The 20860-nt window shown below is 72.6% G+C and carries 20 protein-coding genes; 7 read left to right on the top strand and 13 right to left on the bottom strand.

What is annotated here, in order from left to right; genetic code table 11:
• Positions 1-136: 136 nt before the first annotated feature.
• A complete protein-coding gene (locus OG898_RS27055) occupies positions 137-835 on the bottom strand; it encodes a TetR/AcrR family transcriptional regulator (RefSeq protein WP_266959760.1) in 699 nt (232 codons plus the stop codon).
• Between the two features lie 154 nt (positions 836-989).
• Here OG898_RS27055 and OG898_RS27050 point away from each other — a divergent pair, with 154 nt between their 5' ends.
• The gene (locus tag OG898_RS27050) at positions 990-1448 is read left to right on the top strand and encodes a nitroreductase/quinone reductase family protein (RefSeq protein ID WP_250738910.1); all 459 of its coding nucleotides are present in this window, start codon (positions 990-992) and stop codon (positions 1446-1448) included.
• Positions 1449-1574: 126 nt separating this feature from the next.
• Here the strand turns inward: OG898_RS27050 and OG898_RS27045 are convergent, their stop codons facing one another.
• Positions 1575-2894: a geranylgeranyl reductase family protein gene (locus OG898_RS27045; protein ID WP_323184906.1), complete on the bottom strand. Its 1320-nt coding sequence runs from the start codon at positions 2892-2894 to the stop codon at positions 1575-1577.
• Between the two features lie 301 nt (positions 2895-3195).
• Here OG898_RS27045 and OG898_RS27040 point away from each other — a divergent pair, with 301 nt between their 5' ends.
• Complete coding sequence (locus OG898_RS27040) at positions 3196-4560, top strand: dipeptidase (protein ID WP_266959755.1); 1365 nt, start codon at positions 3196-3198, stop codon at positions 4558-4560.
• Positions 4561-4659: 99 nt separating this feature from the next.
• Positions 4660-5364, top strand: coding sequence for an MBL fold metallo-hydrolase (locus tag OG898_RS27035; protein ID WP_266959753.1), 705 nt, complete (start codon positions 4660-4662; stop codon positions 5362-5364).
• Positions 5365-5491: 127 nt separating this feature from the next.
• On the opposite strand, the gene OG898_RS27030 is transcribed toward OG898_RS27035, so the two are convergent.
• Positions 5492-6532: an NUDIX domain-containing protein gene (locus tag OG898_RS27030; RefSeq protein WP_266959751.1), complete on the bottom strand. Its 1041-nt coding sequence runs from the start codon at positions 6530-6532 to the stop codon at positions 5492-5494.
• A 207-nt stretch (positions 6533-6739) separates the two neighbouring features.
• Here OG898_RS27030 and OG898_RS27025 point away from each other — a divergent pair, with 207 nt between their 5' ends.
• Entirely contained in the window at positions 6740-7726 is a 987-nt protein-coding gene (locus OG898_RS27025) for a LacI family DNA-binding transcriptional regulator (protein WP_266960470.1), read from the top strand.
• A 3-nt stretch (positions 7727-7729) separates the two neighbouring features.
• On the opposite strand, the gene OG898_RS27020 is transcribed toward OG898_RS27025, so the two are convergent.
• Positions 7730-8734 (bottom strand): helix-turn-helix transcriptional regulator, encoded by a 1005-nt coding sequence (locus OG898_RS27020; RefSeq protein ID WP_250738902.1) that lies wholly within the window; start codon positions 8732-8734, stop codon positions 7730-7732.
• An 86-nt stretch (positions 8735-8820) separates the two neighbouring features.
• On the opposite strand from OG898_RS27020, the gene OG898_RS27015 reads away from it, so the two are divergent.
• Positions 8821-10116, top strand: a complete 1296-nt coding sequence (locus OG898_RS27015; RefSeq protein WP_266960468.1) for an MFS transporter — start codon at positions 8821-8823, stop codon at positions 10114-10116.
• Here OG898_RS27015 and OG898_RS27010 read toward each other — a convergent pair.
• From OG898_RS27010 to OG898_RS26990, 5 genes are all read right to left on the bottom strand, one after another.
• The gene (locus tag OG898_RS27010) at positions 10031-11329 is read right to left on the bottom strand and encodes an aldolase/citrate lyase family protein (RefSeq protein WP_266959749.1); all 1299 of its coding nucleotides are present in this window, start codon (positions 11327-11329) and stop codon (positions 10031-10033) included. The two genes, OG898_RS27015 and OG898_RS27010, sit on opposite strands and share 86 nt — an antisense overlap.
• 183 nt (positions 11330-11512) lie before the next feature.
• On the bottom strand, positions 11513-12475 hold the full coding sequence (locus tag OG898_RS27005) for an electron transfer flavoprotein subunit alpha/FixB family protein (protein WP_250738899.1): 963 nt from the start codon (positions 12473-12475) through the stop codon (positions 11513-11515).
• Between the two features lie 59 nt (positions 12476-12534).
• Positions 12535-13320: an electron transfer flavoprotein subunit beta/FixA family protein gene (locus OG898_RS27000; RefSeq protein ID WP_250738898.1), complete on the bottom strand. Its 786-nt coding sequence runs from the start codon at positions 13318-13320 to the stop codon at positions 12535-12537.
• Between the two features lie 201 nt (positions 13321-13521).
• Positions 13522-14067: a flavin reductase family protein gene (locus OG898_RS26995; RefSeq protein ID WP_250738896.1), complete on the bottom strand. Its 546-nt coding sequence runs from the start codon at positions 14065-14067 to the stop codon at positions 13522-13524.
• Positions 14068-14247: 180 nt separating this feature from the next.
• On the bottom strand, positions 14248-14547 hold the full coding sequence (locus tag OG898_RS26990; RefSeq protein ID WP_266960466.1) for a thioredoxin family protein: 300 nt from the start codon (positions 14545-14547) through the stop codon (positions 14248-14250).
• 337 nt (positions 14548-14884) lie between these two features.
• Here OG898_RS26990 and OG898_RS26985 point away from each other — a divergent pair, with 337 nt between their 5' ends.
• Positions 14885-15607, top strand: coding sequence for a 1-acyl-sn-glycerol-3-phosphate acyltransferase (locus tag OG898_RS26985; protein WP_266959746.1), 723 nt, complete (start codon positions 14885-14887; stop codon positions 15605-15607).
• A 70-nt stretch (positions 15608-15677) separates the two neighbouring features.
• On the opposite strand, the gene OG898_RS26980 is transcribed toward OG898_RS26985, so the two are convergent.
• Positions 15678-16898 carry an alginate lyase family protein gene (locus OG898_RS26980; RefSeq protein WP_250738893.1) on the bottom strand — a complete coding sequence of 407 codons (1221 nt, stop codon included), beginning with the start codon at positions 16896-16898 and terminating at the stop codon, positions 15678-15680.
• A gap of 236 nt (positions 16899-17134) precedes the next feature.
• Between OG898_RS26980 and OG898_RS26975 the strand changes: the two genes are divergently transcribed.
• Positions 17135-18400: an MFS transporter gene (locus OG898_RS26975; protein WP_266959744.1), complete on the top strand. Its 1266-nt coding sequence runs from the start codon at positions 17135-17137 to the stop codon at positions 18398-18400.
• On the opposite strand, the gene OG898_RS26970 is transcribed toward OG898_RS26975, so the two are convergent.
• From OG898_RS26970 to OG898_RS26960, 3 genes are read right to left on the bottom strand one after another with little or no spacing between them, the layout of a single operon-like run.
• Complete coding sequence (locus OG898_RS26970; RefSeq protein WP_266959742.1) at positions 18336-18935, bottom strand: transglutaminase family protein; 600 nt, start codon at positions 18933-18935, stop codon at positions 18336-18338. The two genes, OG898_RS26975 and OG898_RS26970, sit on opposite strands and share 65 nt — an antisense overlap.
• A gap of 51 nt (positions 18936-18986) precedes the next feature.
• Positions 18987-20090 carry a low specificity L-threonine aldolase gene (locus tag OG898_RS26965; protein ID WP_250738888.1) on the bottom strand — a complete coding sequence of 368 codons (1104 nt, stop codon included), beginning with the start codon at positions 20088-20090 and terminating at the stop codon, positions 18987-18989.
• Positions 20087-20848 carry an SDR family NAD(P)-dependent oxidoreductase gene (locus tag OG898_RS26960; protein ID WP_250738887.1) on the bottom strand — a complete coding sequence of 254 codons (762 nt, stop codon included), beginning with the start codon at positions 20846-20848 and terminating at the stop codon, positions 20087-20089. Before OG898_RS26960 ends, OG898_RS26965 begins: the two co-directional genes overlap by 4 nt.
• Positions 20849-20860: the final 12 nt, after the last annotated feature.

Here is a 20860-nt window from a genome sequence, read left to right as displayed (position 1 = left end):
GAGGAACACTAGACGGGCCGCCGGGCGCGCCAGGGCCGAATCCCCTGCTTCCGTACGAGGAACTGACAAGCGAACCATCTCCGGCCCCCGCCGGGACGGCCCCCGCCGGGACGGCCCTGCACGGCCCCGCCCGGCTCTATACGGCGGGCAGTCCGACCCCGTGCGCCAGCTGTCCGGCGGCGTGCGCGAAGAAGGTGTCGCGGTCCTCGACGACCCGGTTGAACTGGCCGAACAGCTCGAAGGAGATCAGCCCGACGAGCTGCGCCCAGGCGGCGACCAGGGCCGCCGCGACCTCGGGGGGCAGTCCTTCGGCGAAGTCCGCGGCCATGCGGGCGGCCTCGGGGCGCAGCTCGGCGGGGAGCGGCGGGAGGGCGATGCCACGGCCCTCGTAGGCGGCGCGCACGATGCCGATGAGGGCGTTGCCCACGCGGGAGGCGGGGCCGATGGTGTCGAGCGGGGCGGTGTAGCCGGGGACGGGCGAGCCGTAGATGAGGGCGTACTCGTGCGGGTGCTCCAGCGCCCAGCCGCGGACGGCCGCGCAGACCTCGGCCCAGCGGGCGCGGGGGGTGCCGCCCGCGGCGAGCGAGCGGGAGTCGGCGGCCTCGGCGGCGGCGCCGACGCTGTTGTAGGCGTCGACGATGAGGGCGGTGAGGAGCTCGTCGCGGCTGGGGAAGTAGCGGTAAAGGGCGGAGGAGACCATGCCCAGCTCGCGGGCGACGGCGCGCAGCGACAGCTTGGCTGCGCCCTCCGCCGCGAGTGCGCGGCGCGCTTCGTCCTTGATGGCGGCGGTGACTTCGATGCGGGCTCGTTCCCTCGCCCCTCGCACGGTGCTCATGGGGTCAGTCTGCCACGCGATCAGAGCACTGCCCACCAACAAGAGCGCCGCTCCATTCAGAGAGCACTGCTCTTGTTTTGGAGCGGCGATCCGTGCACACTGTTCTCAAGCGAGAGCAGTGCTCTCCCAAACGCCAAACGCCTCGGAGGCCACCATGAACGCGCCCAAGCCGTACTACGTCCAGGCCGGCCCGCTCGGGATCCGCTTCAACGCCCTCATCGGCAAGCTCGCCCGCCTGGGCATGAGCCTGGCCGGAACGGCCGAGCTGTCGGTGCGCGGCCGCACCTCCGGCACGATGCAGCGGATCCCGGTGAACCCGTACCACCAGGACGGCACCCAGTACCTGGTCTCCGCCCGCGGCCACTCCCAGTGGGTCCGCAACATGCGCGCCGCGGGCGGCGGCGAACTCCGTCTGGGCCGCACGGTGCAGACCTTCACCGTCACCGAGATCACCGACCCCGCCGAGCAGGCCGTCGTACTGCGCGGCTACCTGAAGAAGTGGGGCTGGGAGGTCAACCGGTTCTTCAACGGGGTCACGGCGAAGTCCTCGGAGCCCGAACTCCAGGCCGCCGCCCCCGACCACCCGGTCTTCCGCATCACCCTCACCTCCTGACCACCCGCCCCCGAAAAACGCGGCGGCGGCCTCGCCGGCATACCGGCAAGACCGCCACACTCCGCACTTCGACGCCGCCGTTCTCCCACCGGGGACGGCGACTTCAGCCCGGGAACGGACCCGGGCTCAGCCCTTGGCCCCTCCCTGGGCTCCGCCCTGCTCCTCGGACCCGGAACCCGACCCCGACCCCGACCCGGAGCCGGACCCGGACTCGGAACCCGACTCCGCCCCGGACTCGACGCCGGCCCCGCCCGGCCCCGCACCCCGGCTCCGCGCCTGCCGCGCGTCCAGCACGTGCAGCGCCTTGCGCGCCAGCGGGTACGTACGCACCATCTCGGCCAGCGTCAGCGACCCCCGCGCGATCCGCGCGAAGGCCAGCCAGGCCGGCCGGAAGCCGGTGATCGCCGCGTGCAGCAGGCCCGGCTTGGCCTCGAAGAGTTCCAGCATCCGCTTGCCGACGCCCATCTCCACGCCCAGCCCGGCCTTGACGGCGAAGGCGTAGTTGAGGGCCTGGCGGCGCGCGTCCACGGCGTCCTGCGCCTCGGAGATCTTCACGGCCCACTCCCCGGCGAGCCGCCCCGAGCGCAGCGCGAAGGAGATGCCCTCCCGGGTCCACGGCTCCAGCAGTCCGGCCGCGTCGCCCGCGACCAGGACCCGGCCGCGCGAAAGCGGCGATCCGGGCTTCCGGCAGCGGGTCAAGTGCCCGGAGGAGAGCGCCGGTTCGAAGCCGGACAGGCCCAGCCGGGCGATGAAGTCGTCCAGGTACCGCTTGGTCGCGGCGCCCTCGCCCTTCGCCGAGATGACCCCGACGGTGAGGGTGTCGCCCTTGGGGAAGACCCAGCCGTAGCTGCCGGGCAGCGGCCCCCAGTCGATGAGGACCCGGCCCTTCCAGTCCGCGGCGACCGTCTCCGGGACGGGAATCTCCGCTTCCAGGCCGAGGTCGACCTGGTCCATCTCGACGCCGACGTGCGCGCCGATCCGGCTCGCGCTGCCGTCCGCGCCGACCACGGCCCGGGCCAGCACGGTCTCGCCGTCGGCGAGGACCACCGCGACGGTGCGCCGGTCGGGTACGGACGCCCCGTGCTGTTCCACGCGCGCGACGGCCGTACCCGTACGGACCGTGGCGCCGGCCTTCTCCGCCTCGGCGACCAGCGCCGCGTCGAACTCGGGCCGGTTGATCAGCCCGAACAACATCTGCTTGGAGCGCCTGGTCCGGGGATACTTCCCGTCCAGGGAAAAGGTGACCGCGTGGACGCGGTCCTTGAAGGGGAGCACGAATCCCGGCGGCAGCGCATCGCGCGAGGGGCCGATGATCCCTCCGCCACAGGTCTTGTACCGGGGCAGTTCCGCCTTCTCCAACAGCAGAACGCGCCGTCCCGCGGCGGCCGCCGCGTGCGCGGCCGAGGACCCGGCCGGCCCCGCCCCGACCACGACCACGTCCCACACCTCGCCGGTCGTCCCGGCCGTCTGCGCGTCCGCCCCCTGAGCGGTCTGTCCTGCCGCCGCGTCGCGTACGTCGCCGCTGTCGCTCTCGTCGCTGCTCACGATGTGCTGCTGCTCCTGATCATGCGGTTCATGCCGTTGCTCCGATGCCGGGGAAATCCTACGGCGCGAGATCGACTGCCCCGTTGTGCGAGGATCGGAAGAGTCTTTTGCCGTAGCCCGCATACGCACACCCCGCGCATGCGGGAGGCGTATACGTAACCCGTACACGTACACCAACGTCGCACCCAAGAGGAGCGTGCCCATGCCGTCTCATCCGATCGCCGAGACCGTCGCCTCGCTGATGCCCCGCGCCAAGCAGGAGCTGTCCGAGCTGGTGGCTTTCCAGTCGGTGGCGGACTGGGCCAATTTCCCCCAGAGCGAGAGCCAGGCCGCCGCGAACTGGGTCGCCGACGCGCTGCGCACCGAGGGCTTCCAGGACGTGGCGCTGCTCGACACCCCCGACGGCACCCAGTCGGTGTACGGGTTCCTGCCCGGCCCGGCGGACGCGCCGACCGTCCTGCTGTACGCGCACTACGACGTGCAGCCCCCGCTGGACGACGCGGCCTGGATCTCCCCCGCCTTCGAGCTGACCGAGCGGAACGGCCGCTGGTACGGGCGCGGCAGCGCCGACTGCAAAGGCGGGTTCATCCTGCACCTGCTCGCGCTGCGCGCCCTGAAGGCCAACGGCGGCGTCCCGGTGAACGTGAAGGTGATCGTCGAGGGTTCGGAGGAGCAGGGCACCGGCGGTCTCCAGCAGTACGCGACGGCCCACCCCGAACTGCTGGCCGCCGACGCCGTCGTGATCGGCGACGCGGGCAACTTCCGTACGGGCCTGCCGACGGTCACCGCGACCCTGCGCGGCATGTGCCTGCTGAAGGTCAAGATCGACACCCTGGGCGGCAACCTGCACTCCGGCATGTTCGGCGGGGCCGCCCCCGACGCGATGGCCGCCCTGATCCAGCTGCTGGCCTCGCTGCGCGCGCCGGACGGTTCGACCACGGTGGACGGGCTGGCTTCGGACGGTGTGTGGGAGGGGCTCCAGTACCCGGAGGCCGACTACCGCTCCGACGCGAAGGTGCTCGACGGGGTCGAGCTGATCGGCGAGGGCACGATCGCGGACCGGCTGTGGTCCCGGCCGGCCGTCACCGTGCTGGCCATCGACTCCCCGCCGCTGGCCAGTGCCACCCCCTCGGTGCACGCGAGCGCGGGCGCGCTGGTGAGCCTGCGGGTGCCGCCGGGCGTGGACACGGCGGAGGCGATCAAGCTGCTGGAGGCCCACCTGGTGGCGCACACCCCGTGGAAGGCGCGCCTGGAGCTCGAAGTCGTCGGCCAGGGACAGCCGTTCCAGGCTGACACGACCAGCCCCGCGTACGCCTCGATGGCGCAGGCCATGAAGGCGGCCTACCCGGGCCAGGAGATGCAGATCAGCGGCATGGGCGGCTCCATTCCCCTGTGCAACACGCTGACCGAGCTGTACCCGGACGCGGAGATGCTGCTCATCGGCCTGAGCGAACCCGAGGCGCAGATCCACGCGGTGAACGAGAGCGTCTCCCCGGAGGAGCTGGAGCGCCTGTCGGTCACGGAGGCGCTGTTCCTCCTCAACTACGCGGAGTCCAAGCGCGCCTGACGGTGTCTCGGGCGGTTCCCCGAACGCTCGGCTACGGGCGAACCACGCTACCGGCGCAACCTCCGCCGGCGGCGTGGTTCGTCCTCGTACGTTCGGGTGATGGATCTCGTAGAAGTCGTTCCCGACCGCCTCCACATGCTCCGCTTCCCCATCGGCCAGGCCTACCTCTGGCGCGACGGTGAGGCCCTGACCCTGATCGACGCGGGCCACGCCGGTTCGGCGGACGCGATCGAAGGGGCGATACGTTCCCTCGGGCTGCTGCCGGAGCGGCTGGAGCGGATCGTCCTGACCCACTGCCACCGCGATCACGTCGGAGCGGCGGGCGAACTCGCCGCGCGCCGGGGCGCCGAGGTACTGGCGCACGCGCTCGACGCGCCGGTGATCCGCGGCGAGCAGCCGGTCCCGGAGCCGGTCCTGCTGGACTGGGAACTCCCGCTGTACGCACACGGCCTGACGGTGCCCGAGGCCCCGCCGACCCGGGTGGACCGGGAGGTGAAGGACGGCGAGGTACTCCCCTTCGGCGACGGCGCGGTCGTCGTCCACGCTCCGGGTCACACCCCGGGCAGCATCGGTGTCCATCTCCCGCAGCACGGCGTGCTGTTCACGGGCGACTGCGTCGCCGGTGTCGGCCAGGTGATGCTCGGCGTCTTCAACGTGGACCGCGCCCGGGCCGTCGAGTCGATGCTCCACCTCGCCGCGCTGGCCCCTTCGGTTGCCTGCTTCGGCCACGGCGACCCCGTGACCTCGGACACCGCGGCCACCCTCCTGGCGGCAGCCCGAGCGGCAGCGTCCCCGACCGCCTGATCCGGACGACGGGCCGGGCCGGGGGTCGGCTCCTCCCCGGCCCTCACGCCCCCGCCCGGCCCCCACGCCCCGGCCCCCACGCTCCCGCCCGGCGCCCGCGCCCGTGCCCGGCTCCGGAGCCGCCCGTCTACGGAACCGCCCGTCCCGCCTCCAAGTACGCCGCCCGGCCCCGTTCGCGTGCCCGCAGGGCCCACCGGAGCCTCGCGTAGCGCACCTGCGGCAGCAGGTCCGCCGCCTCCTCCTCCGTCACGAACCGCCAGGCCCGCAGCTCCGGTCCGGGCAGCCGCAGCCGCCCGGCCTGCGCCGCCGACAGCCGGCCCCCGTCGAACAGCAGCCGCAGGCCGCCGTAGCCCGCCGGGGGGCCCGGCGGCTCCCAGTCCACGACCAGGAGCTCGGGGAGGCGCTCCAGTACGAGCCCGAGTTCCTCCTCGACCTCCCGTACCCCCGCGCACGCCGGGGCCTCCCCGGCCTCGACGACTCCGCCGGGGAACTCCCACCCCGGCTTGTACGTCGGGTCCACCAGCAGCACCCGGTCCTCGTCGTCGAAGAGCAGCACCCCCGCCGCGACCGTCTCGCGCGTCGGCTGCGGGGTCTGCACGATGTCGCAGACCCGGGCCGTGTCGGTGCGTACGGCCTCGGCGATCCGCTCGGCCGTCTCCCGTACGGTCAGGGTCCCGTTGTCGATGACGTGCGCGTCGGCCGCGAGCCAGCCCAGCGCGTGCTGGTAGGCCGGGATGTGGTCGTAGGCCCACTGCCGCACCCGCAGGTCCGCGTCCGCCGCCGCCCCGGGCTCCTCCCGGGTCGCGATCCGCTCCCGGAGGATCGTTTCCTCCGGGGCGAGCAGGACGTGCCGCACCGCGATCCTGCGGGCCGCGAGCCCGCCGAAGATCTCGTCGCGGTATTCCTGCCGCAGCAGCGTCATGGGGACCACCAGCACCCCGCCCAGTTCGGCGAGCATCGCCGCCGCCGTGTCCACGACGAGCCGCCGCCAACTCGGCAGGTCCTGGTAGTCGGACACCTCCGCGAGGCGTTTGCGCGGCAACAGCACGCGCAGCGCGTCACCGATGAACTCCGGGTCGAACAAGGTGCTCTCCGGCAGGAGGCCGGTCAGCTCGCGCGCTGTGCTGCTCTTCCCGGCGCCGAAGGTGCCGTTGATCCAGACAATCACGTCTACCCCTCTCCCGATGCCCCCAGTGGCTTGCCCGCACCACCCTGCCACGGAAACCCCGGCGCCCCGCCGAGTGCTTATCCTCAAGGTCAGGGGCCTGTCCGCAGCGCCGGGCCCGCACCGCCGCAGCACCCGTCCCCCTGGAGGTCCGACACCGTGCCGCACACCCGCCGCCCGCCCGAGCCCCGCTACGGCAACCGGCCGACCATGAAGGACGTGGCGGCCCGGGCCGGCGTGGGCCTCAAAACGGTGTCACGCGTGGTCAACGGGGAGCCGGGCGTCACCCCGGACACCGAGAGGCGGGTCCAGGAGGCCATCGATGCGCTCGGTTTCCGCCGCAACGACAGCGCGCGGGTGCTGCGCAAGGGGCGCACCGCCACCGTCGGCCTGGTCCTGGAGGACCTCTCCGACCCCTTCTACGGGCCGCTCAACCGGGCCGTGGAAGAGGTGGCCCGCGCCCACGGCGCCCTGCTCATCAACGGCTCCAGCGACGAGGACCCGGAGCGCGAGCGGGAGTTGGCGCTCGCGCTGTGCGCCCGCCGGGTGGACGGACTCGTGGTGATCCCGGCCGGGGACGACCACCGCTACCTGGAACCGGAGATCCGGGCCGGGGTGGCCACGGTGTTCGTGGACCGCCCGGCGGGCCGGATCGACGCGGACGTGGTGCTGTCCGACAGCTTCGGGGGCGCCGTGAACGGGGTGGCGCACCTGATCGCGGGCGGCCACCGCCGGATCGGCTTCATCGGCGACCAGCCGCACATCCACACCGCGACCGAGCGACTGCGGGGCTACCGCGCGGCCATGGCCGACGCCGGCCTGCCGGTGGCCGGCTCCTGGGTCTCCCTCGGCACGACGGCCCCGGAGCGCGTCTCGGCGGCCGCCCGGGCGATGCTGTCCGGCCCGGAGCCGGTCACGGCCCTCTTCGCGGGCAACAACCGCGTGACGGTCACGGCGGTACGGGTCCTCGCCGCTCTCCCCCACCCGGTGGCCCTGGTCGGCTTCGACGACTTCGAACTCGCCGATCTGCTGAACCCGGGCATCACGGTCATCGCGCAGGACGCCGCGGCCCTGGGCCGGGTGGCCACGGACCGCCTCTTCCAGCGCCTGGCGGGCGCCGACCTCCCCCCGGCCCGCATCGAACTCCCCACCCGCCTGATCACCCGCGGCTCGGGCGAGCTCCCGCCGGCCGACTGACCCTCACGGCTCCGGATCCCCGGCCGCCCGGACGCCTCCGGCCAACTCGTCGCCGAGCGGGCTGCGCCGGTAGAGGACCTGCCGTCCGTCGCGCGCCCTGCTCAGCAGGCCCGCGGCATGCAGCACCCGCAGGTGCTGGGAGACGGCGCTCGGAGTGACCCGGAAGCGGCGGGCGATCTCGGCCGTGGCCAGCGGCTCGTCCAGCAGGCCGAGCAGCCGGGCGCGGGGAGCGCCGATGAGCGCCACGAGCGCGGGTTCGTCCGCGGTGGGCGGCGGGGTCCACAGGGTCGCCACCCCCCGGCTCGGGTACGCCAGCGTGGGCGGCTCCTCGGGGCTGACCGGGGGCGCCGGCTTGTGGACGAAGACGGACGGCAGGAGGAGCAGCCCACGCCCGGACGCCGCGACGCGGTGGCTGCTGATCATCGCGCCGATGTGCAGGACGCCGTCGTTCCAGCGCAGGTTCGGGTGCATGTCGGCGAACAGCCGCCGCGCGCCTCCCACGGCCAACTGCCGTGCGCGGTAGGTCATGTCGGCTTCCAGCAACAGTCGCATCCGCGGCCACGCCGGCCGGACGGCCACCTCCCAGTAGCTGCGGAGCAGGTCGCATATGTCGTCGCGGAGCACCGCGACCGCTGCGTCGTCGGCGCAATCCGCCGCGCTCAGCGGGTCGGGGAGCGGGTCCGGGGCGTGCGCGGCCAGCAGGTCACGGCGGACCGTGTCGGGGGAGGTGGCCCGGACGGCGGCGAGTTCCACCTCGAAGTCCGGGGCGAAGCTCGCGGGCCGCGGGGTCAGGAAGTCGGGCAGCGTGCGCCTTTGGGCGACCAGGGACATCAGCAGAGCCGTGTCGAGCTCACCGAGCCGGCCGAGCACGCTCCTGCGCCACGGGAGGTGCACCGCCGACAGACCCGGCTCCCGCAGCACCCGCAGGCTGAGCACGGTCTCGCCGAGCGGCGAGAGGGCGAAGCGGGTGTCTGCGAGGTCTTCGACACCGAGCTCGAAGCTGATCATTAAGCAATACGCTACATCGATTTGCGGTGCGCCGCGGGTGCCGTGGACTTCCCCTCATGACACGAACGGCGGGCCGGCAGGCCGAGATGAGCCGCAGGACGGTACTGACCCTGGCGGCGGTCTGTGCGGTCGCGGTGGGCACCCTCTACTTCCCGCAGGCCATCAGCCCGTTGATCGCCGCCGGGCTGGGCACCTCCCCCGATGCGGCGTCCCTGGTGGTGACCGCCACCCAGGTCGGCTACACGGCCGGGCTCTTCCTTCTGGTGCCGCTCGGCGACCGGTTCCCGCACCGCCCGCTCCTGGTCACCCTGCTCGCCCTCACCGGACTGGGTCTGCTCGCCGCGGGCTGCGCCCCGAGCCTCGGGTTCCTCGCCGCCGCCGGGATGTTCACCGGGATCACCACCGTGGCCGCGCAGATCATCGTCCCGATGGCGGCCGGGCTGGTGGGCGCGGACCGCCGCGGGGCGGTTCTGGGCACCCTGCTGAGCGGGTCGATCGGCGGGATGCTGCTGGCCCGCACCTTCGGCGCGACGCTCGGCGAACGGCTGGGATGGCGGGCCCCCTATCTGGTGGCCGCCGTTCTCCTCCTGCTGCTCGCGGCCGTCCTGGCCGTGGCGGTACCGCGCACGCCTCCGCCCGCCCGCCGGCCGTACGGGGCGCTGCTCGCCGACTCCCTGCGCATGCTGCGCAGCGAATCGCGACTGCGCCGCTCCTGCCTCTACCAGGGAGCCGTCTTCGGCGGGTTCTCGGCCGTCTGGACCTGTGCGGCGCTTCTCCTCACGGGTCCGGCGTACGGTCTGGGGCCGCAGGCCGTGGGGCTGCTCGCACTGGTGGGCGCGGCCACCATGTTCTGCACCCCACTCGCCGGGCGCATGGTGGACCGGTGGGGCCCCGATCCGGTGAACCTCGTCTGCCTGCTCGCGGTCCTCGCATCGGCGGCGGTCCTCGCGGCGGGAGTCCGGGGCGGCGTGCCGGGTCTGGCCGCCCTGACGGTGGGCACGCTGATGCTGGACATCGCGATGCAGTCCGGCATGATCGCGAATCAGGCGCGGGTCCTCGCCGTGCGGGCCGACGCGCGCAGCCGCCTCAACACCGCCTACATGACCTGCGCCTACCTGGGCGGGAGTGCCGGGTCCTGGCTCGGTGTACGCGTCTACGGCCGGGCCGGCTGGCAGGGCGTGTGCGTGCTCGTGGCCGCTCTCGCCGCCGTGGCCCTGGCGCACCACCTGACGGCAGGACGCAATGTGGCCCGGCCGGGGTCCGCCCGGCCGGGCCACGTCGTCACTGCCGAACGTCTCAGGCGGTGGCCGTCAGCGTCGCCGAGCGGCGCGGGATGGCGAAGGCGTCGAGCTCCGCTCGGGTCAGGCCGGTCAGGGCGGTGACCTCGTCGGCGCCGACGGCGCCGCAGTCCAGGCCGCGGACCAGGTAGCCGGCCAGGGCCTTCGCGGTGGCGGGCTCGTCCATGACGTCGCCCTCGATCTTGGCGACGTACGCCTTCAGGCGCGCGGCGGCGGTTTCGAGGCCCTCGCGGTAGAAGATGAAGACGGCCGCGTAGCGGGTCGGCAGGTGCGCCGGGTGCATGTCCCAGCCCTGGTAGTAGGCACGGGCCAGGGCGCGGCGGGTGAGGCCGTAGTGCAGCTTCCAGGCCTCGTGGACGTGCTCGGTGGTGCCGATCGGCAGGACGTTGGTCGAGCCGTCGGAGACGCGCACGCCGGTGCCGGCGGCCGCGACCTGCATGATCGCCTTGGCGTGGTCGGCGGCCGGGTGGTCGCTCGACTGGTACGCGGCGGAGACGCCGACGCAGGCGCTGTAGTCGAAGGTGCCGTAGTGCAGGCCGGTGGCGCGGCCCTTGGAGGCCTCGATCATCCGGGCGACCGCGGCGGTGCCGTCGGAGGCCAGGATGGACTGGCTGGTCTCGATCTGGATCTCGAAGCCGATCCGGCCGGGGCGCAGGCCGCGGGCGGTCTCGAAGGCCTCCAGCAGCTGCACGAAGGCCGTGACCTGCTCGGGGTAGGTGACCTTGGGCAGGGTCAGGACCAGGCCCTCGGGCAGGCCGCCGTGGGCGAGCAGGCCGGAGAGGAAGATGTCGGTGGTCCGGATGCCGCGGTCGCGGACGTTGGACTCCATGCACTTCATCCGGATGCCCATGTACGGGGCGTTCGTGCCGTTGGAGAAGGCTTCGGCGACGAGGCGGGCGGCGCGGGCCGCGGCCTGGTCCTCCTCCTCGTCGGAGCGGACGCCGAAGCCGTCCTCGAAGTCGACGCGGAGGTCCTCGATGGGCTCGGAGGCGAGCTTGGCGCGGACGCGGTCGTAGACCGGTACGGCCAGCTCGTCGGAGATGCCGAGTACCTTGGCGAAGGTGGCGGCGTCCGGGGCGTGCTCGTCAAGGGCCGCGAGGGCCTGGTCGCCCCAGGTACGGATGGTGTCCGCCGCGAAGACGTCACCGGGCACGTAGACCGTGTGGATGGGCTGGCGGGTGCCGGGGTCGCCCGGGTAGTGGCGCGCGAGTTCCGCGTCCACCGGCTTGAGGGAAGCGCTGATGCCCTCGCTGACCGCGCCTGCGAGGCTCGTCGCCACCTTCTCCTGCTGACCCATCGTGCACTCTCCTCTTTTCCGCTTCACGGAATCTTAGATCCGCATTACAGAATTTAGCCACGGGGTTCCGCTCAGTCAATGGTCCCTCCGCCGTCCTGGACAAACGACTCGGGGCCGTGCGGTGAGAAACACCACACGGCCCCGGAGACCACTTACCCGCAGGTCAGCGCCTGCGGCAGGGTTTTAGCCCTTGCGCGCCTTGATCTCGTCGGTCAGCTGGGGGACGACCGCGAAGAGGTCGCCGACCACGCCGTAGTCGACGAGGTCGAAGATCGGGGCCTCGGCGTCCTTGTTGATCGCGACGATCGTCTTCGACGTCTGCATGCCGGCGCGGTGCTGGATCGCGCCCGAGATGCCGGAGGCGATGTACAGCTGCGGGGAGACCGACTTGCCGGTCTGGCCGACCTGGTTGGAGTGCGGGTACCAGCCGGCGTCCACGGCGGCGCGCGAGGCGCCGACGGCCGCACCGAGGGAGTCCGCGAGGGCCTCGATGATGTGGAAGTTCTCGGCGCCGTTGACGCCGCGGCCGCCGGAGACCACGATCGCGGCCTCGGTCAGCTCGGGGCGGCCGGTCGACTCGCGCGGGGTGCGGGAGGTGACCTTGGTGCCGGTGGCCAGGGCGCCGAAGGTGACGGCGAGCGCCTCGACGGTGCCGGCGGCCGGAGCGGCCTCGACCGGGGCCGAGTTCGGCTTCACGGTGATGACCGGGGTGCCCTTGGAGACGCGGGACTTGGTGCTGAAGGACGCGGCGAACGCGGCCTGCGTCGCGACCGGGCCCTCGTCACCCGCCTCCAGGTCGGTGGCGTCGGTGATGATGCCGGAGCCGATGCGGACGGCCAGGCGGGCGCCGATCTCCTTGTTCTCCGCGGAGGAGGGGAGCAGCACGGCCGCCGGGGAGACCGCGGCGTACGCGGCCTGGAGCGCGTCCACCTTCGGTACGACGAGGTAGTCGGAGAACTCCGGGGCGTCGGCGGTGAGGACCTTGACGGCACCGTGCTCGGCGAGCACGGCGGCGGTGGCCTCGGCACCGGCGCCGAGGGCGACGGCGACGGGCTCGCCGATGCGGCGGGCCAGCGTCAGCAGTTCGAGGGTGGGCTTGCGGACGGCGCCGTCGACGTGGTCGACGTAGACGAGGACTTCAGCCATTGGGGATGCTCCTGCGAATGCGAAGTAGTCAGGGGGCGTTTGAGAAGGGGCCGAAGCTCTTAGATGAACTTCTGGCCGGCCAGGAACTCGGCCAGCGACTTGCCGCCCTCGCCCTCGTCCTTGACGATCGTGCCGGCGGTGCGGGCCGGACGCTGGGTCGCGGAGTCGACCGCGGTCCAGGAGCCTTCGAGACCGACCTCGTCGGACTCGATCTCCAGCTCCTCCAGGTCCCAGGACTCCACCGGCTTCTTCTTGGCGGCCATGATGCCCTTGAAGGACGGGTAGCGGGCCTCGCCCGACTGGTCCGTCACCGAGACGAGGGCCGGGAGGGAAGCCTCCAGCTGCTCGCTCGCGGAGTCGCCGTCGCGGCGGCCGGTGACGACACCGTCCTCGACCTTGACCTCGGACAGCAGGGTGACCTGCGGGACGCCCAGGCGCTCGGCCAGGATCGCCGGGAGGACACCCATGGTGCCGTCGGTCGAGGCCATGCCCGTGATGACCAGGTCGTAACCGGCCTTCTCGATCGCCTTGGCGAGCACCAGCGAGGTCGCCATGACGTCGCTGCCGTGCAGGTCGTCGTCCTCGACGTGGATGGCCTTGTCGGCACCCATGGACAGCGCCTTGCGCAGCGCGTCCTTCGCGTCCTCGGGGCCCACCGTCAGGACGGTGATCTCCGCGTCGTCGGCCTCGTCGGCGATCTGCAGCGCCTGCTCGACGGCGTACTCGTCGAGCTCCGACAGCAGGCCGTCGACGTCGTCACGGTTGACGGTCAGGTCTTCGGTGAACTGCCGGTCGCCAGTGGCGTCGGGCACGTACTTCACACAGACAACGATCCTCAGGCTCACGCCGGCTCTCCTACCGCATCGACATTTCTGGTACCGCCTTGTTCAGGCAGCATAGGCGCCATCTCGGGCCGTTCCCGCCGGGGCGGCCCGCGCCCCGTTCGGGAATGTTACTCGTCAGTACACAGCGGGTTCCGCCAGGTTGCAAGGCCGGTGAACTGTGATCTGGCCAACGCCGGTGGAACCGGCCCCAGCAGGGACGATTCAGTCCCTCAACGCGTTGAAGCGCCCCTGGTGGTACAGCAGCGGACGGCCCTCTCCGGCCGGATCCCCCACCGGGTCCCCCGCCGGGTCCCCGGCGACCGCCTCCGCGATGATCACCCGGTGCTCGCCGGCCGGAACCCGCGCCACGACCCGGCACACCAGCCAGGCCAGGACGCCGCCCAGGACCGGAACCCCGTGCGGGCCGGGCGCCCAGTCGGTCGCCGGACCGAAGCGGTCGGCCCCGTTGCGGGCGAACAGGCCCGCCAACTCCCCCTGGTGCTCGCCGAGTATGTGGACCCCGAGGTGCTCGGAGTCCCGTATCGCGGGCCAGCTGGAGGACCCCGTGCCGATGGTGAACGACAGGAGCGGGGGGTCCGCCGAGACGGAGTTGAGCGAGGTCGCGGTGAATCCCGCCGGCCGACCGCCGCTCTCGGCAGTGATCACGGCGACGCCCGCGGCGTGCCGGCGGAACACCGAGCGCAGCAGCGCGGGCGAGCCGGGCAGGCCTGCGCCGACCCGCGGGGAAGGAGCCGTCGGAGCCGTCATCAGGAGGTGCCCCGTCCGTAAAGCAGGAGTTCATACCGCATATCGCAAGCCTGGCGATCTCTCGTGTACACAGTCAAGCCTGAACGGTCAGATGTAGGGCGCGTCACGCTGCGTGCGGACGCGTGCACCGGCTCACCGGACGCCCCCGGCGCCCGCCACGGGGCGATGTCCGCGCCCGCGTCACACCGCGGCGCCCAGGGCGGCGATCACGTCCGCCTTGCGCGGCATCCCGGCGGCCCGCCGCACGATCCGGCCGGCCGCGTCCAGGACCAGTACGGTCGGGGTCTTGACGATGCCCAGGGCCCGTACGAGGTCCAGGTTCTTCTCGGCGTCGATCTCGATGTGCCGGACGCCCCCGACCATGGCCGCCACCTCGTCCAGGATCCGCCGGGTGGCCCGGCAGGGCTGGCAGAAGGCACTGGAGAACTGCACGAGCGTGGCCCGCTCCCCCGGCTCGGCCCCCAGTTCGGCGATGCCCAGCCGGCCGTCGCCCCGACCCGCGCCCGCGGCCTCGCCGGCGGTCCCGTCCGCGGTCCCGCCCGCGCCCTCGTCCCGCTCGCCTGCGCGCACCCGCGCCCCCGTCTCAGCCGTCGCCTGGCCCGTACGGGCACTCGTCCATCATCCCGGTACGGTCGTACGCTGATCGGAGCGCCCCGCGGACCCTCCGCATTCCCGGCGTGACGAGAATCTCGCCGGGCACGGGCGTCTGGGCTGGCCTGCGGCTCCCGTATGGGGCACGATCCCCATGGCCGCGTACCTACGCTGCCGTAACTTCCGGCCGGGAGCACCTCCAGGCAGAAAGCGGGGTCTCCCCACCATGGCTGAGCTCGTCTACCCCCCGGTTATCGGTGCCGCGCACACCCTCTTCCGTGCGCTCGACGTCCGCATCGACATGAAGGGCACCGAGAACATCCCCCGCAAGGGCGGGGCCGTTCTGGTGTCGAACCACATCGGCTACCTCGACTTCATCTTCGCCGGGCTGACCGCGCGCCCGCAGAAGCGGCTCGTCCGCTTCATGGCGAAGGAGTCGGTGTTCCGGCACAAGGTGTCCGGTCCGCTGATGCGCGCGATGAAGCACATCCCGGTGGACCGCGCCCAGGGCGAGACGGCCTACCAGCACGCGCTCGACTCGCTGCGCTCCGGCGAGATCATCGGCGTGTTCCCGGAGGCGACGATCTCCCAGTCCTTCACGCTCAAGAGCTTCAAGTCCGGTGCGGCGCGCATGGCCCAGGAAGCCGGTGTCCCGCTGATCCCGGTGGCGCTGTGGGGGACGCAGCGGATGTGGACCAAGGGCCGCCCCAAGGACCTCAAGCGCAGCCACATCCCGGTGACCATGCGGGTGGGCGAGCCGCTTGAGGCGCCCGCCGACCAGTACGCCGGGGCCATCACCCGCCGGCTGCGCGAGCGGGTGCAGGAACTGCTGGACGCCGCGCAGGCCGCCTACCCGGCCAAGCCCAAGGGTGCCGAGGACTCCTGGTGGCTGCCGGCCCACCTCGGCGGCACCGCGCCGACCCCGGCGCAGGTCAAGGAAGCCGGCTGAGGCCGACTGCACCACGACGGACCGCGGCCCCGCCCATCGGGCGGGGCCGCAGTGCTGCGCCGTGGACGTGTCAGTTCGGGTTCTCCGCGTGGGTCAGCGTCTCCCAGGCCTCGAAGTGGTTCTCGGTGCCGGCCGGGCGGCGGCCCTCGGTGAGCCGGCGGGTGTTCTCCATCGTGACGCCGAGCCGGGTGTGCAGGGCGTTGTAGCCGACCTCGGTGGCCGGACCCAGCCCCTTGGTGAGGCTCCCGCCGCACAGCCAGGAGGGCACGGCCTCACCGAGTTCGTACTTGGCGTGGAAGCCCAGCGCGTGGCGGAACCGGTCCTTGAACTCCGGGTACAGGTCGCGCCCTTGGATGCGCGAGGTCTCGGCCACGTGCAGGGCCGCCGCGATGCCCATGCCGGTGTGGCCGAAGTCCCGGCAGGTCTCCTGCGCCAGACCGTCCACGAAGGTGCTCTGGCCGTGCCAGTAGTCGATCAGCTCGCTCCGGGTGTCGATGGTGGAGCGCGGCGGGTACTTCGGCTGCGGCCCGTCGGTGGCCAGGTAGAAGTAGGCGGGCACCCGGCCGAGGTAGATCGCCAGCGCCTTGTCGTAGCTCGCGCGGTCGTCGAGGTGGACGGAGATGCCGACGGCGGCGTCCATCATGATCAGTTCCCAGTTGCCGTTGCTGTTCGGCTTCCCGCCGATCACCTCGGGCAGGTAGACGTCGCGCAGCATCGTGGCGAAGCGCCCCTGGTTGGGCCAGCCGCCGGTGTAGGTGTGCTTGACGATCTCGGCGGCGCGCGGCCAGGTGGAGCCCGCCCAGCCGCTCTGCAGCGGGGCGTTGCTGTTGGTGTGGTCCTTGATCCGCGCGGACCAGGCGTCCATCAGCTCGATCGACTTCTTCGCGTACCGGGTGTCGCGGGTGATGTACCAGGCGAGCGCGTCGGTGTACGCGGCTATGGCGTCCTCCCGCTCGTCGGTGCAGCCGAGGTTGGGGTTGGAGTAGGAGCCGCATTCGACGATCTCGCGCGGCTTGGGCGTCCGCGACAGCGACCCGTACCGGCTCGCGAGCATGTCGTCGAAGGCCGCTTTCCACGGCTGCTGCCCGGCCTGCACCTTGGCCCGTACGAAGTCCAGCTGGGCGCGGCTGTTCAGGACTCCGGGATGGGCGAAGGCCGTGGGGGCGGCGGCGAGTACGACAGGGGTGTCCGGGGTGTGGGGGGTGACGGCGGCGGAGGTGGGGGCGAGGGTCAGCGCCGCGACCAGGCCGAGGGCTGCGGTGAGCAGCCCGGCGGGGACTCCGTAACGCATGAAGCGCCTTCCGGTCGGAGGTCAGAGGTGGGGGGCCTCTGAGGTGGGGGTCCGTAGGGGTCCGTGCGGGTCCGTGGGGGGATCCTGCGGCCGAAGATACTCATGCGCATGCCAAGCTGACAACGATGTCAGACAGGAAACTTTCCTATTGACCGAAAACCGCGATCCTTTCGCCCTACACCCGTATGGCGTAACCTCGCACCCCTCTGCCACGTCACCTGGCGAAAGGGGCCGGGATGCCGGGGCTCGGACGGTACTTGGCCGCCGCACTGGCGGCGCGCTTCGCCTCCGAGGGCATGGGCATGGCCGTCGTACTGCTGGCCCTCCAGCGGACCGGCAGCGCCGCCCACGGCGCGTTCGTCCTGACCGCCTGGCTGGCCCCGCACGTGCTCGCCGCTCCCCTCGCGGGCGCCGCCGCGGCCAGATCGCGCCGGCCCCGTCTCTTCCACGTGGGCGCCCTGGCGGGATTCACCACGGCCGTGGCGGCACTGGCCTTCCTGCTCGGGCGGGCTCCGACGCCGGTGGTGCTCGCGGTGGCGGTGCTCGGCGGCTCCTGCGGGCCGATGGTGACGGGCGGGCTGTCGAGCCTGGTGGCGGGGCTGGTCCCGCCGGGTCCCGCGCGGGACCGGGCCTACGGCTGGGACGCGTCGACCTACAACGGCGCCGCGGTCACCGCTCCGGCGGCCGTCAGCCTGGTCGCGGCCTTCGGCTCGGCCGGACCGGCGATGGTCCTCCTCGCGGCTTCCGGCGCACTGGCCGCGGCCCTGGCGGCGACGCTCCCCTACGCGAAGCCCGGCCGGGGGCCCGCCCCGGGCGCACCCCGGGCCGGACTGGGGTCCGGACTGGCCGCCCTGTGGCGGGTCCGGGAGCTGCGGGCCGTCACCTCGGCCACGACTCTGGCCTTCGTGGGCATCGGGGCGCTCACCACCACCGCGGTGCTCCTGGCCACCACGCTCGGCAGTCCGGGAGGCGGCGGGGTGCTCATGACCGCCTTCGCCCTGGGCGCCCTGACCGGCTCCCTGACCCTGGGCCGGATCACGTCCGTGCCGCCGGGCCGGCTGGCCCGCTGGGCCATGGCGGCGACCGGTGTGGCGCTGACGGCTGCCGCGTTCACCCCGTCCGTCCCCCTCACGGCGGTGGCGTTCGCGGCCGCCGGGGTGTGCGACGGCCCGCTGCTGACGGCCACCCTGCGCATCCGCTCGGAGTTCGCACCCGAGGAGGCCCGGACCCAGGTGTTCACCCTCGGCGCCGGACTGAAGGTGACGGCCGCGTCGACGGGCGCCGCGCTCGTGGGGCTCGCCGCCGCCGCACCGCCCTGGATCCTGGTGCTCGCGATCGCCGCGCTGCAACTGGCCGCGGCCCTGCTGCACACCGCGGTGGCGGCGCGCGGCCCCGCCCGGGCCGCGGTGGCGGCCGGGGCCGTCGCCACGACAGGCCCTAGAGCGCCGTCGGCAGGTTCCGCCACAACTGCGCCCGGTCCACGGACTCCCGGAGCGCCTTGAGCGGGGCCGGGTGCGCAGCCGCGTACAGCCCGGGGTAGTCGATCTCGCCGAGCTCCGGGCGCACGGGGAAGGCGAGTTGCTCGTGGTCCAGGGTGAACTGGGCGTCCACGCCGGGCTTGTTGCCCCGGGGGTCCACCCGGGACCAGTCCTCACTGCCGGGCAGGCGCAGCGCGACGAGACCGTGGAGGACGAGGTTCGATCCGTCGTCGTCACCGAGGAGCTGGTAGCAGAGACCGGCCGGGATGCCGCGGTTGCGCAGCAGCGCGGTCAGCGCGTGGGACTTGGCGTAGCAGATGCCGTTGCGCGTCGCCAGGACGTCGGAGGCGCGCCAGGAGACGCGGTCGTCCCCTGAGTCGGCGGAGTGCGGGATGGTGTCGCGGACGAACTCGAAGGCCGCTTTGGCGTATGAATATGCGTCGCCCGTGGCCGTCCACAGCGCGTCGGCGGTCTCGTCGACCAGTGGATGGTCGTGGTCGACCACGTCATCGGCCGCCAGATAGGCGGCAACGTCGGAATGCTCCTGGATCAGTTCCATGATCCAGGAGCATACTCATGCATCCGACTGCATGCCTATAGATTTATGCCGCTAGCGTGCGAGCTCTTCCTTCAACGCCTGGAGGAAGCCGTCCACGTCCTCTTCCCGGGTGTCGTAGCTGCACATCCACCGGACGTCGCCCGCGATCTCGTCCCAGAAGTAGAAGCGGTAGCGCTCCTGCAGCCGCCGCGAGACCTCGTGCGGAAGCCGCGCGAACACGGCGTTCGCCTGCACCGGGTAGAGGATCTCCACCCCGTCGGTCTCGCGCACCCCGGCCGCCAGCCGCTGCGCCATCGCGTTGGCGTGGCGGGCGTTGCGCAGCCACAGGTCCTTCGCGAGGAGCGCTTCGAGCTGCACCGACACGAAGCGCATCTTGGAGGCGAGCTGCATCGACATCTTGCGGATGTGCTTCATCTGCCGGACGGAGTCCGGGTTCAGCACGACGACGGCCTCGCCGGCCATCATCCCGTTCTTGGTGCCGCCGTAGGACAGCACGTCCACGCCGACCGCGTTGGTGAAGCTGCGCATCGGCACGTCGAGCGAGGCCGCGGCGTTGGCTATCCGGGCGCCGTCGAGGTGGACCTTCATCCCCTTGGCGTGCGCGTGCTCGCAGATGGCACGGATCTCGTCGACGGTGTAGACCGTGCCGAGCTCGGTGTTCTGGGTGATCGAGACGACCTGCGGCATCGCCCGGTGCTCGTCCTCCCAGCCCCAGGCCTGCCGGTCGATGAGCTCGGGGGTGAGCTTGCCGTCCGGGGTGGGGACGGTGAGCAGCTTGAGGCCCGCCATCCGCTCGGGCGCACCGCCCTCGTCGACGTTGATGTGCGCCGACTCGGCGCAGATCACGGCGCCCCAGCGGTCGGTGAGGGCCTGCAGGGCGGTCACGTTGGCGCCGGTGCCGTTGAAGACCGGGTAGGCCTCGGCGTGCGGGCCGAAGTGGCCGCGGAAGACCTGCTGCAGGTGCTCGGTGTACTCGTCGTCGCCGTAGGAGACCTGGTGGCCCCCGTTGGCGAGGGCGATGGCCGCGAGGATCTCCGGGTGGATCCCGGCGTAGTTGTCGCTCGCGAAACCGCGCACCGCCGGGTCGTGGTGCCGGCGGGCGTCGGTCTTCGCCGCGGACTTGCGTATCGCGGTCTTCACGACACCGGTCTTCACGGTTGGGGGGTGAGCCACAGGCGCTGTCCGTTCACATCGGTGGCGGGCCGCTCCCAGACGCCGGCGATGGCCTCGGCCAGCTCCTTGACGTCGGTGAAGCCCGCGAACTTCGCAGTGGGACGCTCGGCGCGCATCGCGTCGTGCACCAATGCCTTGATCACCAGGATCGCAGCCGCGGCGCCCGGACCGTCCTCGCCACCCGCCTTGCGGAAGGAATCCGCCATCGCGAGGGTCCAGGCCTCGGCCGCCGCCTTGCCCGCGTTGTACGCGGCGTTGTTGGCGACCGGCTTGTGCGCACCGGACTGGCTGACCAGGACGTAGCGGCCGCGGTCGCTGCGCAGCAGCCCGTCGTGGAAGGCGAGCGAGGTGTGCTGGACCGTGCGGATGAGGAGCTTCTCCAGGAAGGCCCAGTCCGCGAGGTCGGTGTCGGTGAAGGTGGTGCTGCCGCGCCAGCCGCCGACGAGGTGGACCAGGCCGTCGATGCGGCCGAACTCCTTCTCGGTCTGGTCGGCCCAGGCCTTGGTGGCGTCCAGGTCGAGCAGGTCGACGGTGTCACCGGTGATGGTGGCGCCGCCGTGGGCGTAGCGCGCGGCGTCCACCGCTTCCGCGAGGCGGGCCGCGTCGGCGTCGGAGGCGACGACCACGGCTCCCGCCTCGGCGAGGCGGAGCAGGGTGGCGCGGCCCGCGGGCCCGCCGGCCCCCGCCACCGCCACTACCGCCCCGTGGAGCTTCCCGTTTCCGTTACCGGAGCCGTTCATCTGTGCAGCCTC

The organism is Streptomyces sp. NBC_00193 (assembly GCF_026342735.1).
GTDB lineage: Bacteria > Actinomycetota > Actinomycetes > Streptomycetales > Streptomycetaceae > Streptomyces > Streptomyces stoeckheimensis.
This window is presented reverse-complemented; position numbering and strand designations above follow the sequence as displayed.

Coding starts and splice junctions, on each gene's coding strand:
- OG898_RS27035 (WP_266959753.1), top strand. CDS start 4,660: ATGGATCTCGTAGAAGTCGTTCCCGACCGCCTCCACATGCTCCGCTTC.
- OG898_RS27010 (WP_266959749.1), bottom strand. CDS start 11,329: ATGGGTCAGCAGGAGAAGGTGGCGACGAGCCTCGCAGGCGCGGTCAGC.
- OG898_RS26995 (WP_250738896.1), bottom strand. CDS start 14,067: ATGACGGCTCCGACGGCTCCTTCCCCGCGGGTCGGCGCAGGCCTGCCC.
- OG898_RS26980 (WP_250738893.1), bottom strand. CDS start 16,898: ATGCGTTACGGAGTCCCCGCCGGGCTGCTCACCGCAGCCCTCGGCCTG.
- OG898_RS27050 (WP_250738910.1), top strand. CDS start 990: ATGAACGCGCCCAAGCCGTACTACGTCCAGGCCGGCCCGCTCGGGATC.
- OG898_RS27040 (WP_266959755.1), top strand. CDS start 3,196: ATGCCGTCTCATCCGATCGCCGAGACCGTCGCCTCGCTGATGCCCCGC.
- OG898_RS27055 (WP_266959760.1), bottom strand. CDS start 835: ATGAGCACCGTGCGAGGGGCGAGGGAACGAGCCCGCATCGAAGTCACC.
- OG898_RS27005 (WP_250738899.1), bottom strand. CDS start 12,475: ATGGCTGAAGTCCTCGTCTACGTCGACCACGTCGACGGCGCCGTCCGC.
- OG898_RS26970 (WP_266959742.1), bottom strand. CDS start 18,935: ATGGAACTGATCCAGGAGCATTCCGACGTTGCCGCCTATCTGGCGGCC.
- OG898_RS27020 (WP_250738902.1), bottom strand. CDS start 8,734: ATGATCAGCTTCGAGCTCGGTGTCGAAGACCTCGCAGACACCCGCTTC.
- OG898_RS27025 (WP_266960470.1), top strand. CDS start 6,740: ATGAAGGACGTGGCGGCCCGGGCCGGCGTGGGCCTCAAAACGGTGTCA.
- OG898_RS26975 (WP_266959744.1), top strand. CDS start 17,135: ATGCCGGGGCTCGGACGGTACTTGGCCGCCGCACTGGCGGCGCGCTTC.
- OG898_RS27015 (WP_266960468.1), top strand. CDS start 8,821: ATGAGCCGCAGGACGGTACTGACCCTGGCGGCGGTCTGTGCGGTCGCG.
- OG898_RS26985 (WP_266959746.1), top strand. CDS start 14,885: ATGGCTGAGCTCGTCTACCCCCCGGTTATCGGTGCCGCGCACACCCTC.
- OG898_RS26960 (WP_250738887.1), bottom strand. CDS start 20,848: ATGAACGGCTCCGGTAACGGAAACGGGAAGCTCCACGGGGCGGTAGTG.